This is a genomic window from Acinetobacter albensis, assembly GCF_900095025.1.
GTDB lineage: Bacteria > Pseudomonadota > Gammaproteobacteria > Pseudomonadales > Moraxellaceae > Acinetobacter > Acinetobacter albensis.
The window spans coordinates 19,497-33,048 of record NZ_FMBK01000013.1 but is presented as its reverse complement, the minus strand read 5'-3'; the positions used below and the strand labels follow the sequence as shown (position 1 = coordinate 33,048).

17 protein-coding genes are annotated in these 13,552 nt (G+C 37.6%); 5 read left to right on the top strand and 12 right to left on the bottom strand.

Annotated features, from left to right (window positions below):
* Position 1: 1 nt before the first annotated feature.
* The 8 genes from fdx to GA0116959_RS11320 form a co-directional block, all read right to left on the bottom strand.
* Positions 2-340, bottom strand: coding sequence for an ISC system 2Fe-2S type ferredoxin (gene fdx, locus GA0116959_RS11355; RefSeq protein WP_092720791.1), 339 nt, complete (start codon positions 338-340; stop codon positions 2-4).
* Positions 341-353: 13 nt separating this feature from the next.
* Positions 354-2,216, bottom strand: a complete 1,863-nt coding sequence (gene hscA, locus GA0116959_RS11350; protein WP_092720790.1) for a Fe-S protein assembly chaperone HscA — start codon at positions 2,214-2,216, stop codon at positions 354-356.
* 38 nt (positions 2,217-2,254) lie between these two features.
* Entirely contained in the window at positions 2,255-2,770 is a 516-nt protein-coding gene (hscB, locus tag GA0116959_RS11345; protein WP_092720789.1) for a Fe-S protein assembly co-chaperone HscB, read from the bottom strand.
* Between the two features lie 106 nt (positions 2,771-2,876).
* The gene (gene iscA / locus GA0116959_RS11340; RefSeq protein WP_053580163.1) at positions 2,877-3,197 is read right to left on the bottom strand and encodes an iron-sulfur cluster assembly protein IscA; all 321 of its coding nucleotides are present in this window, start codon (positions 3,195-3,197) and stop codon (positions 2,877-2,879) included.
* Positions 3,198-3,233: 36 nt separating this feature from the next.
* Entirely contained in the window at positions 3,234-3,620 is a 387-nt protein-coding gene (gene iscU, locus GA0116959_RS11335) for a Fe-S cluster assembly scaffold IscU (RefSeq protein WP_004651785.1), read from the bottom strand.
* A gap of 90 nt (positions 3,621-3,710) precedes the next feature.
* Complete coding sequence (locus GA0116959_RS11330; protein WP_092720788.1) at positions 3,711-4,928, bottom strand: IscS subfamily cysteine desulfurase; 1,218 nt, start codon at positions 4,926-4,928, stop codon at positions 3,711-3,713.
* Between the two features lies 1 nt (position 4,929).
* The gene (locus tag GA0116959_RS11325; RefSeq protein WP_053580165.1) at positions 4,930-5,403 is read right to left on the bottom strand and encodes an Rrf2 family transcriptional regulator; all 474 of its coding nucleotides are present in this window, start codon (positions 5,401-5,403) and stop codon (positions 4,930-4,932) included.
* Between the two features lie 113 nt (positions 5,404-5,516).
* The gene (locus GA0116959_RS11320) at positions 5,517-6,164 is read right to left on the bottom strand and encodes a hypothetical protein (RefSeq protein ID WP_092720787.1); all 648 of its coding nucleotides are present in this window, start codon (positions 6,162-6,164) and stop codon (positions 5,517-5,519) included.
* Between the two features lie 190 nt (positions 6,165-6,354).
* On the opposite strand from GA0116959_RS11320, the gene GA0116959_RS11315 reads away from it, so the two are divergent.
* The 3 genes from GA0116959_RS11315 (at position 6,355) to GA0116959_RS11305 (ending at position 9,253) form a co-directional block, all read left to right on the top strand.
* Positions 6,355-6,822: a phasin family protein gene (locus GA0116959_RS11315; protein WP_092720786.1), complete on the top strand. Its 468-nt coding sequence runs from the start codon at positions 6,355-6,357 to the stop codon at positions 6,820-6,822.
* A gap of 158 nt (positions 6,823-6,980) precedes the next feature.
* Entirely contained in the window at positions 6,981-7,253 is a 273-nt protein-coding gene (locus GA0116959_RS11310; protein ID WP_004651791.1) for an HU family DNA-binding protein, read from the top strand.
* Between the two features lie 131 nt (positions 7,254-7,384).
* Entirely contained in the window at positions 7,385-9,253 is a 1,869-nt protein-coding gene (locus GA0116959_RS11305; protein WP_092720785.1) for a SurA N-terminal domain-containing protein, read from the top strand.
* Positions 9,254-9,311: 58 nt separating this feature from the next.
* Here GA0116959_RS11305 and GA0116959_RS11300 read toward each other — a convergent pair whose 3' ends face one another.
* Positions 9,312-10,184, bottom strand: coding sequence for a DUF2797 domain-containing protein (locus GA0116959_RS11300; protein WP_092720784.1), 873 nt, complete (start codon positions 10,182-10,184; stop codon positions 9,312-9,314).
* Between the two features lie 34 nt (positions 10,185-10,218).
* Between GA0116959_RS11300 and GA0116959_RS11295 the strand changes: the two genes are divergently transcribed.
* Positions 10,219-10,689, top strand: coding sequence for a DUF6231 family protein (locus GA0116959_RS11295; protein WP_092720783.1), 471 nt, complete (start codon positions 10,219-10,221; stop codon positions 10,687-10,689).
* A 103-nt stretch (positions 10,690-10,792) separates the two neighbouring features.
* On the top strand, positions 10,793-11,437 hold the full coding sequence (locus tag GA0116959_RS11290; RefSeq protein ID WP_092720782.1) for a YidB family protein: 645 nt from the start codon (positions 10,793-10,795) through the stop codon (positions 11,435-11,437).
* 115 nt (positions 11,438-11,552) lie between these two features.
* Here GA0116959_RS11290 and GA0116959_RS11285 read toward each other — a convergent pair whose 3' ends face one another.
* From GA0116959_RS11285 to GA0116959_RS11275, 3 genes are read right to left on the bottom strand one after another with little or no spacing between them, the layout of a single operon-like run.
* Entirely contained in the window at positions 11,553-12,170 is a 618-nt protein-coding gene (locus GA0116959_RS11285) for an OB-fold-containig protein (protein WP_092720781.1), read from the bottom strand.
* 19 nt (positions 12,171-12,189) lie between these two features.
* Positions 12,190-12,501 carry a Rieske (2Fe-2S) protein gene (locus GA0116959_RS11280; RefSeq protein WP_171256913.1) on the bottom strand — a complete coding sequence of 104 codons (312 nt, stop codon included), beginning with the start codon at positions 12,499-12,501 and terminating at the stop codon, positions 12,190-12,192.
* Positions 12,502-12,515: 14 nt separating this feature from the next.
* A complete protein-coding gene (locus GA0116959_RS11275) occupies positions 12,516-13,520 on the bottom strand; it encodes an adenosine kinase (protein WP_092720779.1) in 1,005 nt (334 codons plus the stop codon).
* Between the last annotated feature and the right edge of the window lie 32 nt (positions 13,521-13,552).

The following is a 13,552-nucleotide window of genomic DNA, read 5'->3' as shown; positions in this document are numbered from 1 at the left end:
ATTAATGATTTTCCGAAGCATGATTGATCGTATATTTTGGAATCTCAACTTCCAAATCTTGCTCTACAATTTTAACCTGACAAGAAAGACGTGAATCAGGTTCAAGTCCCCAAGCACGATCAAGTAAATCGGCTTCAACATCATTCATTTCATCTAGGCTATCAAAACCTCTACGTACCACCACGTGACACGTTGTACATGCAGCAGACATATCGCAAGCATGCTCAATTTTAATACCATTTTTCAATAAGCTTTCACAAAGATTGGCATTTTGTTCAACTTCAAACTCCGCACCGTTAGGGCAAATTTGCGCATGCGGAAGAACTTTAATACGTGGCATAATTTCTACCTATTTATTTGGGTGAGTTTGACCAATCATCAAGTTGAGTACCTTTGAGCGCAGAATCAATATGTTGATTCATACGAGCCGCTGCAAAAGCATCACTGTGTATTTTAAGCTGATGCACAGCTTGTTCAATAGTTTCAATATTGGTTGTTGATAATTGTTGTTCAAGTTCTACTTTGGCTTGTGCTAAAGCATTTTGTTGCTCTGCACTGAGCAGACTTGAATCAACTTTCAATGCTTGGGTCAGTGCTTCAAGTTCACGTTGCGCTTCAACTTTGGTTTCTTGCAAATGGCGAAGATTTTTATCTTCTTCTGCAAATTTAAAACCTTCAATCAATAGGCGCTCAGTATCAGCATCCGATAAACCATAAGACGGTTTGATATCAATCTGTGCATGTACACCAGAAGTGGTTTCTTTTGCAGAAACGGTAAGCAAACCATCTGCATCTACTTGAAATGTCACTTCAATACGTGCTTGACCCGCAGTCATTGGAGGAATGCCATGCAAGATAAAACGACCTAAACTACGGCAATGTTCCACCAAATCACGTTCGCCTTGTACGATGTGAATGAGCATAGCAGTTTGACCATCTTGATAGGTGGTAAACTCTTGACGACGTGCTACGGGAATAGCAGTATTACGTGAAATCAGACGTTCGACCAACCCGCCCATGGTTTCTAAACCGAGCGAGAGTGGGGTAACATCAAGAAGTAATGCACCTTCTGTGTTATTACCAATCAGTTGATCTGCAGTGATGGCTGCGCCAATTGCAACCACTTCATCTGGATTAATGGTACATAAAGGTTCTTGATTAAAAACGTCTTGTACCGCTTGTTGTACTGCATAAGACCGAGTTGAACCACCCACCAGAACTACATTTTGAATATCGCTCAGTTCAAGTTTAGCATCGCGCATGACACGTTTGCATACACTAATCGTTTTGTCCAAAGCAACTTTGATAATAGCTTGGAATGTGATTCGATCTAGACTTAAAACATGATTGAAGATTTGAAGATCGACAGATTCTACATCGGTTAAAGATTCTTTGGCATTGCGCGCTGCAACAATAAAATGTGCATATTCTGAATCATTCAGCGTTTCAATATTCAGTTGTTTTTTTGCCCATTTAACGATTAATCGATCAAGATCATCACCGCCAAGTGCAGTGTGTCCACCAGTGGCTAATACTTCAAAAACACCTTGAGTAAAACGCAAAATAGAAACGTCAAAAGTCCCACCGCCCAAATCATAAATAACGTAATTGCGATCGGAAGCCAAATTTGCAGTTTGATCTAAACCATAAGCCACCGCAGCAGCAGTCGGTTCATTCAATAAACGCAATACGTTTAAACCAGCCAATTGCGCAGCATCGCGAGTGGCTTGGCGTTGCGCTTCATCAAAATAAGCAGGAACAGTAATCACCGCGCCATTAATCGGATTCTGTAAACTTGATTCAGCGCGCTCTTTTAATTGTTTTAATATTTCAGCCGAAATTTCAACAGGCGTTTTAGGTCCTTGATTGGTTTCAAAGGCTGGCATTTGGTGATCTTCACCGACCAGTGTATACGGATGTTGAAACTTAATATCTGCTTTTGAGCGTCCCATAAAACGTTTAACAGAAACAATTGTGTTTTTAGGGTCGCTGGTAATAAAGCTTTTTGCATCATCTCCATACAGAGCTGTGTGCTCCGCATAATGTGCAAGAGATGGAAGTAACACGCGACCTTGATCATCATTAAGAACTTTGGCTTTGCCAGATAAAACCGTAGCGACTAAAGAGTGAGTGGTTCCTAAATCGATACCAATCGCAATACGGTGTTCATGGGGCGCACTTGATTGACCAGGTTCTGCAATTTGCAAGAGAGCCATAGTGTTACATCCTTTGAACGTCTAAAAGTAAAAATAAATTAAAAATCATCATCAAGATCAAAAGTATCATCATCCAAAAAGCGATCTTCAGCTTTATCGATATCGCTCATAACTTTTTGAAAGAAACGTAATTTTCGAACTGTATCACGAGCTTCAGTCCAATCTTCCTCAGCGTAATCAATTTTAAATTCACGAACTAAGCTATCAATCCATTGTTGAACTTCTTGTTTTAGAGAAACTAAGTCATCGGCAGAATGTGCTTCATCGAGTTGCTCACGAATTTCTAAGGCAGATTGTAGAAAATCAAAATCACTAATCGATTGATCGAGAAGGTGATCTTGTTTTTTTAATGAAAGCAGATATCCCGCACGACTATCAACTTGAGATAAAACTTTAAAGGCCTGATTAATTTCGCTTGATTTAATCAACGCTTGATCTTTATTCTCGGCTTTATCTGGATGATATTGTTGCTGCAATTTTAAAAATTCATTTTTTAAAGCTGCTAAATCAATATCGAGTACTTCTGGAAGATTGAATAACTCAAAATGATTCATGGGAGATGTGATCCGCAAAGTTCAATAAAAATAAGTGCATAAATGAATGCAATTAAAACAGTGTAGGCACACTGTTTTAAGGCTTTAAAAAGGTCAGGAGAGTTGTTTAGACAGTGAAAGATTCACCACAACCACATTCACCTTTTTTATTGGGATTATTGAATTCGAAGCCTTCATTTAATCCATTTTTTACATAGTCCATTTCTAAACCTTCCAAATAGACACTGCTTTTAGGATCAACAAAAACCTTAACACCAAACTGTTCAAAAGTTTGATCATGTGTATCAATGTCATCGACAAATTCGAGTACATAAGCCAAACCAGAACAGCCTGAAGTTTTCACGCCAACGCGAATGCCTTCACCCTTACCGCGATTTTTCAAGTAATTGCTGATATGAGTTGCAGCATTTTCAGTTAAATGAATCATGAAAACTCCATTGTTCCTTATTCAAAACTTAAATAATTAAGCTTTCGCTTTTTTGCTGCGATAATCTTCAACAGCAGCTTTAATGGCATCTTCAGCAAGTACAGAACAGTGTACTTTTACTGGAGGAAGTGCAAGTTCAGTAGCGATATCAATGTTTTTAATCGCTTGTGCTTGGTCTAAAGTTTTACCTTTTAACCACTCAGTTACCAATGAACTTGAAGCGATTGCAGAGCCACATCCATAAGTTTTAAAACGTGCTTGTTCAATCACGCCGTTATCATCTACTTGAATTTGCAGGCGCATAACATCGCCACACGCTGGTGCACCCACCATACCTGTACCAACATTTTCAGCGTTTTTATCCAAAACACCTACATTACGAGGATTTTCGTAATGATCAATTACTTTTTCACTATAAGCCATGATGCGTCTCCAAACCTCGGGGTCAGCCTGATAAGGTTTAATATGGGGGCATCTTTAATAGATTACTATAAGATGCCATGAATAAATTAATTAGTGTTCAGCCCACTCGACTGTAGATAGATCTACACCATCTTTGTACATATCCCAAAGAGGAGAAAGATCACGTAATTTTTCTACAGCAGCAATAGTCACTTCAAGAACATGGTCAATATCTGCCTCAGTGGTATATTTACCAAAACTGAAACGAATTGAACTATGTGCCAACTCATCAGATAAACCTAATGCACGAAGTACATATGAAGGTTCAAGTGTTGCAGAAGTACATGCAGAACCCGATGAAACTGCTGCATCTTTCAATGCCATCATTAATGATTCACCTTCAACAAAGTTGAAGCTTACATTTAAGTAATTTGCAACACTTTGTTCAGCATGACCATTTAAAAATACTTGTTCTAAACCCTGTAAACCATTCCAGAGTTTGTCGCGTAATACACGAATGCGTTTTTGCTCAGATACTAAGTTTTTACCTGCAAGCTCAAATGCTTCGCCCATACCCACAATTTGATGAGTCGCAAGTGTACCAGAACGCATACCACGTTCATGACCACCACCATGCATTTGCCCTTTAAGACGAACACGTGGGCTACGACGAACGAACAACGCGCCAATCCCTTTAGGACCATAAATTTTATGTGCTGAGAAACTCATCAAATCAATTTTCATGGTTGAAAGATCAATTTCAACTTTTCCTGCGGCTTGAGCAGCATCGACGTGGAAATACGTTTTATTGGCACGGGTAATTTCACCAATCGCAGTAACGTCAGTTACTGTACCAATTTCATTGTTTACCATCATCAGTGAAACTAGAATGGTATCTGGACGAATGGCTGCTTTTACCATTTCAGGGGTGACTAAACCTGTTTTTGGCTCAGGTTCGATATAAGTAATTTCAAAACCTTCTTCTTCTAGCTCACGACAGGTATCTAAAATTGCCTTATGTTCAATTTTACTGGTAATAATGTGTTTACCTTTAGAACCATAAAACTGAGCAATACCTTTTAACGCCAAGTTATCAGATTCAGTCGCACCAGAAGTCCAGACGATTTCACGTGGATCAGCTTTTATTAAATTTGCAACTTGTTCACGTGCATATTCAACTTTTTCTTCTGCTTGCCAACCGTAGGCATGAGAACGTGATGCTGGATTACCGAAAGTACCGTCGAATGTTAAACATTCCATCATACGTTCTGCAACTTGAGGGTCTACAGGAGTGGTTGCTGCATAATCAAGATAAATCGGACGTTTCATGTTAAATACCTGTACCCGATAAAAGGGCTGAATCAAAACTTGGTGAATTTTGGCGGATTGCAACAGTTTGTACGTTGTCACGTGCTACAAGATCAGCAAGAGTAATTTTAGCTAAATAATCGGCAATGTGATGGGAGAGTTCTTGCCATAAATCATGTGTTAAGCACATTGCACCATTTTGGCAGTTACCTTTATGGTCACAACGAGTCGCATCGACAGTTTCGTTTACAGCTTCAATAATTTCTAAGACAGTGATTTTTTCTGCATTACGTGCTAAATGGTATCCACCATTAGCACCTCGAACACTAGAAACCAAACCATGGCGCTTTAGTTTTGCGAATAACTGCTCAAGATAGGCAACGGAAATAGTTTGACGGTTTGCAATTTCTGCAAGCGTAATCGTTTGTTCAGTTGGCTGCAAAGCTAAATCAAGTAGAGCAGTCACTGCGTAACGACCGCGAGTGGTAAGGCGCATGATTCGATACACATGTTAAGACTAGATGTGTTGATTTTATGAATCCTGACTAAAATAGTCAAGTTTTTTTATGTGCCACAAAACAGTTTTATTTATGATGAAAAATTAATTATTTATCCTAGCCAAAAATTATACACTAATAACGCAATTAAAATTCCGACAATGACAATAAATCCGCTATTAATTCTTTTTTGCTTTTGTTCAATTCTACGAATACGATTTTTATATTGCTTCACTTCTACTTGTAGATGATTAATACTTGAACGCTGTTGATCAATTTTTTCTAAAAGCGGCGCAATTCGTTTTTTGGAACTAACAATATCTTGTTCGTCAGAAGGTTCACTTAACCATTGTTTCCAATCTGATAAAACTTTCGGCACGCTAAAAAGTAAGGCGAGATCGCGAAATTCATCTTTTAAGGTAATATCACCATCGATTCGCATTTTTTTTAAACTACGACGATTTGCAAAAACAAAAATGTTTATCAAATCCATAAGTGTGGTGCGGATATCAAGGTTGACTGCATGATCAGGCTCTTTGGTATCAAATAAGATACCTTGCTCGGTAAATTGAATATAAAAATCAAAATACGGTAAATAACTATTGATTTTAATAGTAATGTTTTCATCAATAAATTTTTTAGCTTGCAAGCTTACAACACGATCATGTTTTAAAATGAAAGTGAAAATAGTTTCAAGAACAATCATAGCCATGGTTAGCAACAAATGCGGTCGATTTTGATTTTGTTGCGTTTCACTCATAAAACCCAATCCTTACCTTAAACTAGAGCATCCGATGCTCGAAACATGTCCTCAGGACTAAACTAAATAAACAATATCTTGCTTTGTAGAACAGTTTAGCAAATCGATCAAGTATTTAATTTGCTATTATGAGTGCATTTTGTGGATAAAATATATTAAAGGGTATTTAGAATGATAGGAGAAATGTGGCATGGATAAACGTGAAAAGGATCAAACTGCGGATCATTCAGTAAGAGAAAATTCTGATAAATCAAAGAATAAGTTACAATCTGGACGTAAGTCTAGTTTGGATTTTCGTAAATATACGCAACAAATTTGGTTGGCTGGTTTAGGTGCTTTTTCACGTGCAGAAGAAGAAGGAAATAAATTATTTGACTCCTTGGTAAAAGTGGGCGAAGAGCTTGAATCCAAAACGACTGAAATCGCAGATCAGACAGTAGAAAAAGTATCTGAAAAAGCAAAAGAGTCTGTTACGGATACAAAAGATAAGGTTGAAAAGTTGATTGATCACAGTGTCCATCACTCTTTAAACCGAATTGGTTTGGTGACAGTGAAAGATATTCAGCATCTAGAAAATCTCATATTACAGCTACATAGCAAAGTTGATATGTTGGTAGAAGAGAATAAAATTTTAAAAGAACAAATTGTAAAAAAATGAAACAATTTTGCTTTTTATGCATTATTCAACAAATTTTTTCATATTTATTTTATAGAAATGCCGATCTAAAGTATTGCGTTTTGCCCTAAAGCATTGCTATAAAGGTGTTATGGAATCCTTAGACCTTAAATAAACGATATTAAGAGGACATAATCTTCATGAATAAATCAGAATTAATCGATGCAATTGCAGAGAAAGGGGGATTGTCTAAGACTGATGCAGGTAAAGCCTTAGACGCGACAATTGCTTCCATTACCGAAGCGCTTAAATCTGGTGATACCGTTACTCTTGTTGGTTTCGGCACATTCAATGTTAAAGAACGTGCAGCACGCACTGGTCGTAATCCACAGACTGGTGCAGCTTTAGAAATTAAAGCAAGTAAAGTTCCTAGTTTTAAAGCTGGTAAGGGTTTGAAAGATTCTGTTGCTTAATCTTTTTTAAAGCCTTAAAACGCGCCTCATCGGCGCGTTTTTTATTAATAAAGCTAATTTATAGTTTGAACTCATTCATTCATTACAGGTTTTCGGGTAAAATCCCTCACAAATAAAATATTGGAATACTTATGGAATCTTTTCGTAAAGTTATTAAGGGTTGGTTGGGCAAGGTTTTGCTTATTTTGTTTTTAACCCCTTTGGCACTTGTAGGTATTGAAGGATATTTTAGTGGTGGAAAGTCTGAAGATTCGGCAAAAGTGGTCAATGGACAAGATATTTCCAACAAAGAATTAGAAGCGCTCACCAAAACATTTAAAGAACAATACTTAAGCTATGCCAATGGTGATGAAACTTTATTGAATCAATCTTTTATTCAAAATAAAGCTTTAGATACTTTGGTGGCTCGTACTTTGTTACTACAACAAGCAGAAGAGTTGGGGATTTCTTTAAGTGATACCCAGATTGAGCAAATGGTAGCACAGCAACCAAATTTTCAAGAAAATGGTAAATTCTCCGAAACTTTATATGCAAATTATTTGCGTTCGGTGGGTATGACCAATGACGCTTTAATTGTTAATTTGCGCCAAGATCATGCTTTAAAAATGTTGACCTCAACATTTACAGACTATGCTTTGGTAAGTAAACCTGATATTCAACAAATTGCTAATTTGCAGACGGAACAGCGTACTTTACATCTCGCGAGTATTAAGCTTGATGAATATAAGAAAAATATTAAAGTAACACCGCAAGAAGTTGAGGCTTATTATAACAAGCACAAAGCTGCATTTAAGCAGGTTGCAAGTGTTGATGTAGATTACGTGGTAATAACACCGACCAATATTGCACCTGCTAATGTTCAAGTTACAGATACCGAATTACAGCAAGCTTATGCAACGTTTGTTGATGGGCAAAAGAAAAATATTAAACCATTGGTTAAACATATTTTAATTACTGCAGATAGTCGCTCAGATGCTGAAGCGAAAAAGTTGGCTGATGAAGCTGCTGCAAAAATTAAAGCAGGAATGACCTTTGCTCAAGCTGCTGCACAGTATTCAGATGATACTGAGTCTAAAGCCAAAGGCGGTGTCATTGAGGCGTATGAAAAAGGTGTATTTGGTGATGCATTTGATCAGGCGGTTGCTTCGTTAAAATCGACCCAAGTTTCTGCACCGGTCAAAACTCAATATGGCTATCATTTAATTGAAACAGAAGTTGCATCGGTGAAAATTCCATCATTTGAGGCAGAAAAACCACGTTTATTGGCAGAGTTGCAAAAGAATAAATCTGCAAATGCTTTTTCAGATACTGTAAATAATTTAAACGAAATGGTGGTCGGGAGTGATGCTTTAGATGTCGTTGCTCAGGAAGTCAAAGGCGTGACTGTGCAATCTGTTAAAGGTATGACTTTGTCGACTCAACATCCTGTATTAAGTGATTCTAATGTAAAAGTGAAACTCTTTAATGACGATGTTAAAAATGGGGATCGTAATGCTTCGAGCAGTATTCAGCTAAGCAATGGTGATACTGTTTGGATTAAAGTACGTGACTACCATGCGGCTGGTGTGCAAAATCTTACAGAAGCGACTCCTCGTGTCACAGTTCAATTGATTGAGCAAAAAGCAAGTGATGCTGCGAAAGCAAAAATTCAATCTACCTTGAATAGTTTTAAATCACAGCCCGCTGCTGCAGTGTTGGCACAGAGTAAAATGGCATTCGAGAGTGCGGGAGTGTTCACACGGTCTCAAGGTTTAAAACGTGAGATTGAGCGCGTAGCATTTAGTCTTGCAGCACCAAAGGCTGGGATGTGGTCAGTGAGTACGGCATCACTACCGAATGAGTTGGTGGTTGTAGCTGTATCAAATGTGAACAAGACGACTTCAAATGCTTTAAATGATCAGCAATTGAGTGAATTGTCTAAATTATATCAACAGCTTCGTGGTCAGCAAGAATTAGACGACTACACTGAGTATTTAAAATCGCATGCTAAGATTAAATAATTGATCTCAGTATTAAAAAAAACCTGCATTAATGCAGGTTTTTTTAATATCATTTGATTTAGTTAGCACGTAATTTAAGTTGATATCCTGAATATTTTCGAATATTAATCACACCCGTATCTAAAATTAAATATTGACCTTTAATTCCCTGTAAAACGCCCCGAATAATGGGTGTTTTATCGAGATTGTGCGATTTTATTTTTTCGGGATAGTGGTCTACCGGATAGGCAAATTCACGAGGCAGTTCATTTTCCAGTAATTCTACGGTTTCATTAAATTCAATATTTTGACTGAATTCTTCACGAATGGTCTGAATTTTTGGCGCAAATTCCTCTAAGAGTCTTTCCCGTACTTCTAGTAAATCCAATGGCTCAGCTTCACCTTTAAGCAGCTTGCGCCAATCGGTTTTATCAGCCACTTGAGTACCAAATAGAATTTCAAGCTGCCCTGAGAGCCGACGTGAACCAACTTTTAAAAAAGGTAAGGCTTGAGTTGCCCCTTGGTCTAACCAGCGAGTGGGCATTTGACCGAAACGAGTGATTCCTACTTTTAATGCACTTGAGTTGGCCAGATAGACGATATGCGGCTGAAAGCAGACTTCATGAGCGAAACTGTCTTGACGGCAAGTGCCTAAATGGTAGTGGCACGTCTCTGGTTTCATAATACAGAGGTCACAAGAGGCCTTTGTTTTGAAACATTTAAAACAATGACCTTGTGCATAAGATTTTGGTGTTTTGTTGCCACAAGAGACACAGTAAATATTGCCTGTCCATTCAATTTCGACTTCTTGACCTAAGGTAAAAGGAATGTCTATTTCAGCGCGATCTAGCACAAATTTATATTCTACATTTGCCTTACAGGTCTGTTGATCAGTTACAATAGGCTGCTTTAAACCCGCATGCATTTTATAGCAAATGCCTTGTAGTTCCATGAAGAATACTCTCTCAAATAATAAGGATGCAGTTATGGCTGAACAAAATGTCATTGCTTCGATGCTAGACGATTTATTTAAAGAACAGCCTATTCAAACTGCATTGTGTATTGGTCAAAATTTAAGCCAATACGATCACAATCAATCCATTCAATGGCACTATTTTAACGTAACTGGGTTTTTAAGTCTGCCTTTTACCCAACGATATGATTTGGGATTTATATTGCTAGATTCTCCAGAATTCAGTCATATTTCAAATACAGAAAAATCTCAATTATTGGTGAAATTAAGGGATTTGATGGCGAAACGAATAGTCGTCGTCAGTCACTTGCAAGACGAAAAATTATTACGTTCTTTGGGATTTACTCAGCTTATAGATAAAACTCGATATTCTAATAATTTTGCGTTATGGCAATTTAATATTTTGACTTATAAGCACGTGCCAGACTGGTTTAATTCTAAATTCTGGGCGAATCCTGATAACTGGAATAAGTTTCGCTGGTAAAATTTATTCATGTTTTTTCAGTATTGCAAATTTTAACAATTCACTTGATCTAATATTTTGAAAGCATCGTATGCTTTTATAAAACATAGATCAGGATAAAAGAATGACTAATCTTAGCAATATTGTGGAAATACTGGCAAAGCAGGCTTTGGGTGGCAGCCAGCAAAATCAATCGCAACAAGGCGGTTTAGGTGGGATTTTAGGTTCTGTCTTGGGGCAATTAAACACGAATAATACACAGCAAACCCCGCATAATCAGACGCAATCACAACAAAGTGGTCTCGGTGGAATACTTGGCTCTGTTTTGGGACATTTAGGAGGTACACAGCAAACTCAATCGAATTCCAAAAACAGTGGTTTAGGCGGCGGTGGTGCAAAAACCTTATTGATTGCAGTTTTACCTTTGGTGTTGGCGTGGATTCAAAAACAAGGTGGGATACAGGGCGCTTTAGAAAAATTAAAAGGCATGGGGCTAAATCAGCAAGTGGATGACTGGGTATCGACAGGTCCTGGTGATAATGCAAGTGTAGACCAACAGCAAGTGCAAAGCTTATTTGATGAGCAGGAAGTAGCGCAAGTTGCAGAAGAAGCGCAAGTACCGAAACAGGACATTTATAGCGCGATTTCTAAAGTGTTGCCGCAAATTATTGATTCGTTGACACCTCAAGGCGAACACACCGATAAACAAGAAGCCAATAATGATATTCAGCAAGTCATGAACTTGGTGTCAGGTTTCTTGAAACGCTAATCTCACATTTTAACAGCTTGATATCACTTTATTTTAAAGCACAACATATAATCATTTGATTACTGTGTTGTGCTTTATACTGCGTATAATTGTTTAAAATAGCAATTTTAAAAGTCTAAGAATCATGTTCGAGCGTAAATAAAGTATTCGATTTAGAAATCTTTTTGGCGACGTAATGCGATTTTTTTAATCGAATAAGAATTATTTGTGATTGAAATTCTAATTCGCCAAATTCAGGTTCAACTTGAACATAGTGTAATTGTCCAAAATGATCTCTGACCCTTGCTTGAGCAGAAAATCCTGGGCGCGCATTGCCGCTTGAAATGGTGGCTAAATGTCCAAGCAGCGTAATTTGTCGCTTGGTTTTTGTAGGTTTAATCACTTGATCTAAACAGTGAATCATAAATACAGTAAAGAAAATCGCAATGATAAGAGCGGGAAGAATCAGGTAATAAGCAGGTAAAAATTCTTGTTGGCGTGCAAATGCACAAAGCTGTAAAAAATAACCGGAAAAACTAAAATTCATTAATAAAAAAACAATAATCAAAGTTTTAGAAAATTTAACACTGAGCAAAGGAGATTCGGTTAGCTTTTTAGGGAATAAATGTTTTAAAAATTGCATAGGGCGAATATTAAAGTAATACCCAATAGTTTCTATCATGCTGAGGAGGAGCAAAGCCAATAAACTTAAATGAAAGGGGATTAAATTATAGTTTTGCAAAAACTCAAGCATGATAAAATTCCATTGGTTTTTATGCTTCGTTTAGATAAATTCCGCCATCAGAGTGCACATTAATGTTCACTTTTTCAAGTGACTCACCTTGGCATGGACCCGAAATACATTCACCTGTTTCTACAACAAACAGTGCACCGTGTGTAGAGCATTGAATATATTCTTGGTCTTGATCTAAGAATTGATTTTCTAAAAATTCTAATTCAACTTGTAAGTGCGGACATATATTTTGATAAGCATAAAATGAACCATCACGTTGGGTAATAAAAATAGTATCACCATTCGCTGTTTCATAAGCACGAGCTTCACGCTCGGGAATTTCTTCCGTCATGGCAATTTTAAGCATTATGCACATTCCTTTTGAAAATGATTTAATAATTCTGCATAGTGTTGAACACTTAAACGTGGACCAAATTGTGAAACAACTTCACTTGAAATGAGTATTGCCAATTCAGCTGCAGTTTTTAAACTAAGACCTGTATTTAAAGCATAAAGAAACGCGCCTGCAAATGCATCACCAGCACCATTTGCATCTACTGCTGTAACAGCTCGACCTGGAACCGTAAAAGTTTGCTCTGAATCTGAGATAAGAGCACCTTCAGCTGATAATGTAATGACGGTGTATTTACTTTTCAATTGTAATTGAGCAAGCGCAGCTTCGATTGTCTCAGTATTGGTATACATCAGGGCTTCTTGCTGATTACAGAGGAGTAAGTCTACACCATCATCCAATAACTCATCTAAACCTTGACGTGCATATTGCACCATAGCTGGATCGGATAAGGTCAGAGCGATTTTAACACCATGTTCGCGAGCAATTTTACGTGCTTGTTTGACTGCTTGTCGAGCAGAATCACTGGTAGACAAATAGCCTTCAAGATAAAGCCATTTTGCAGATTTTAAAGGCTCAAAATAAATTTGATCTTCACTTAACTCAGCAGTAATACCTAAATAGGTATGCATGGTGCGTTCAGAATCTGGACTTACAAGTACCATACAGGTCCCTGTTACGCCATGACTCACTGATTTTTCGGTGGTTTGAACTTTTGCTTCATTTAATCCTGCTAAATAAATCCCACCCAGTTCATCATGACCAACACGGCAACCATAAAATGCGGTTCCACCCAAAGCACTAAAAGCCACTGTCGTATTTGCAGCAGAACCGCCCGATGCTTGACCTTTGTATACTTGCGTTTCGATTAGATTATTATATAAATTTGCTTGTGTTTCAGCATCAGTCAACTGCATAGTGCCTTTTTGCAAATTTTGTTGGACAAGGAAATCGTCAGAAACCTGAAATTCTTGGTCGATGAGTGCATTACCAATTGCAAAAAGATCCACAGTTGCCATGTCTTTGATTCACATTTTAAATTAAAGCACTA

Bases quoted from the DNA above. Each gene is read 5' to 3' on its own strand.
- GA0116959_RS11315 (WP_092720786.1), top strand. From the start codon at position 6,355: ATGGATAAACGTGAAAAGGATCAAACTGCGGATCATTCAGTAAGAGAA.
- GA0116959_RS11275 (WP_092720779.1), bottom strand. From the start codon at position 13,520: ATGGCAACTGTGGATCTTTTTGCAATTGGTAATGCACTCATCGACCAA.
- GA0116959_RS11320 (WP_092720787.1), bottom strand. From the start codon at position 6,164: ATGAGTGAAACGCAACAAAATCAAAATCGACCGCATTTGTTGCTAACC.
- GA0116959_RS11300 (WP_092720784.1), bottom strand. From the start codon at position 10,184: ATGGAACTACAAGGCATTTGCTATAAAATGCATGCGGGTTTAAAGCAG.
- GA0116959_RS11290 (WP_092720782.1), top strand. From the start codon at position 10,793: ATGACTAATCTTAGCAATATTGTGGAAATACTGGCAAAGCAGGCTTTG.
- hscA (WP_092720790.1), bottom strand. From the start codon at position 2,216: ATGGCTCTCTTGCAAATTGCAGAACCTGGTCAATCAAGTGCGCCCCAT.
- GA0116959_RS11310 (WP_004651791.1), top strand. From the start codon at position 6,981: ATGAATAAATCAGAATTAATCGATGCAATTGCAGAGAAAGGGGGATTG.
- iscA (WP_053580163.1), bottom strand. From the start codon at position 3,197: ATGATTCATTTAACTGAAAATGCTGCAACTCATATCAGCAATTACTTG.
- hscB (WP_092720789.1), bottom strand. From the start codon at position 2,770: ATGAATCATTTTGAGTTATTCAATCTTCCAGAAGTACTCGATATTGAT.
- iscU (WP_004651785.1), bottom strand. From the start codon at position 3,620: ATGGCTTATAGTGAAAAAGTAATTGATCATTACGAAAATCCTCGTAAT.
- GA0116959_RS11280 (WP_171256913.1), bottom strand. From the start codon at position 12,501: ATGACGGAAGAAATTCCCGAGCGTGAAGCTCGTGCTTATGAAACAGCG.
- GA0116959_RS11305 (WP_092720785.1), top strand. From the start codon at position 7,385: ATGGAATCTTTTCGTAAAGTTATTAAGGGTTGGTTGGGCAAGGTTTTG.
- GA0116959_RS11295 (WP_092720783.1), top strand. From the start codon at position 10,219: ATGGCTGAACAAAATGTCATTGCTTCGATGCTAGACGATTTATTTAAA.
- fdx (WP_092720791.1), bottom strand. From the start codon at position 340: ATGCCACGTATTAAAGTTCTTCCGCATGCGCAAATTTGCCCTAACGGT.
- GA0116959_RS11330 (WP_092720788.1), bottom strand. From the start codon at position 4,928: ATGAAACGTCCGATTTATCTTGATTATGCAGCAACCACTCCTGTAGAC.
- GA0116959_RS11325 (WP_053580165.1), bottom strand. From the start codon at position 5,403: ATGCGCCTTACCACTCGCGGTCGTTACGCAGTGACTGCTCTACTTGAT.
- GA0116959_RS11285 (WP_092720781.1), bottom strand. From the start codon at position 12,170: ATGCTTGAGTTTTTGCAAAACTATAATTTAATCCCCTTTCATTTAAGT.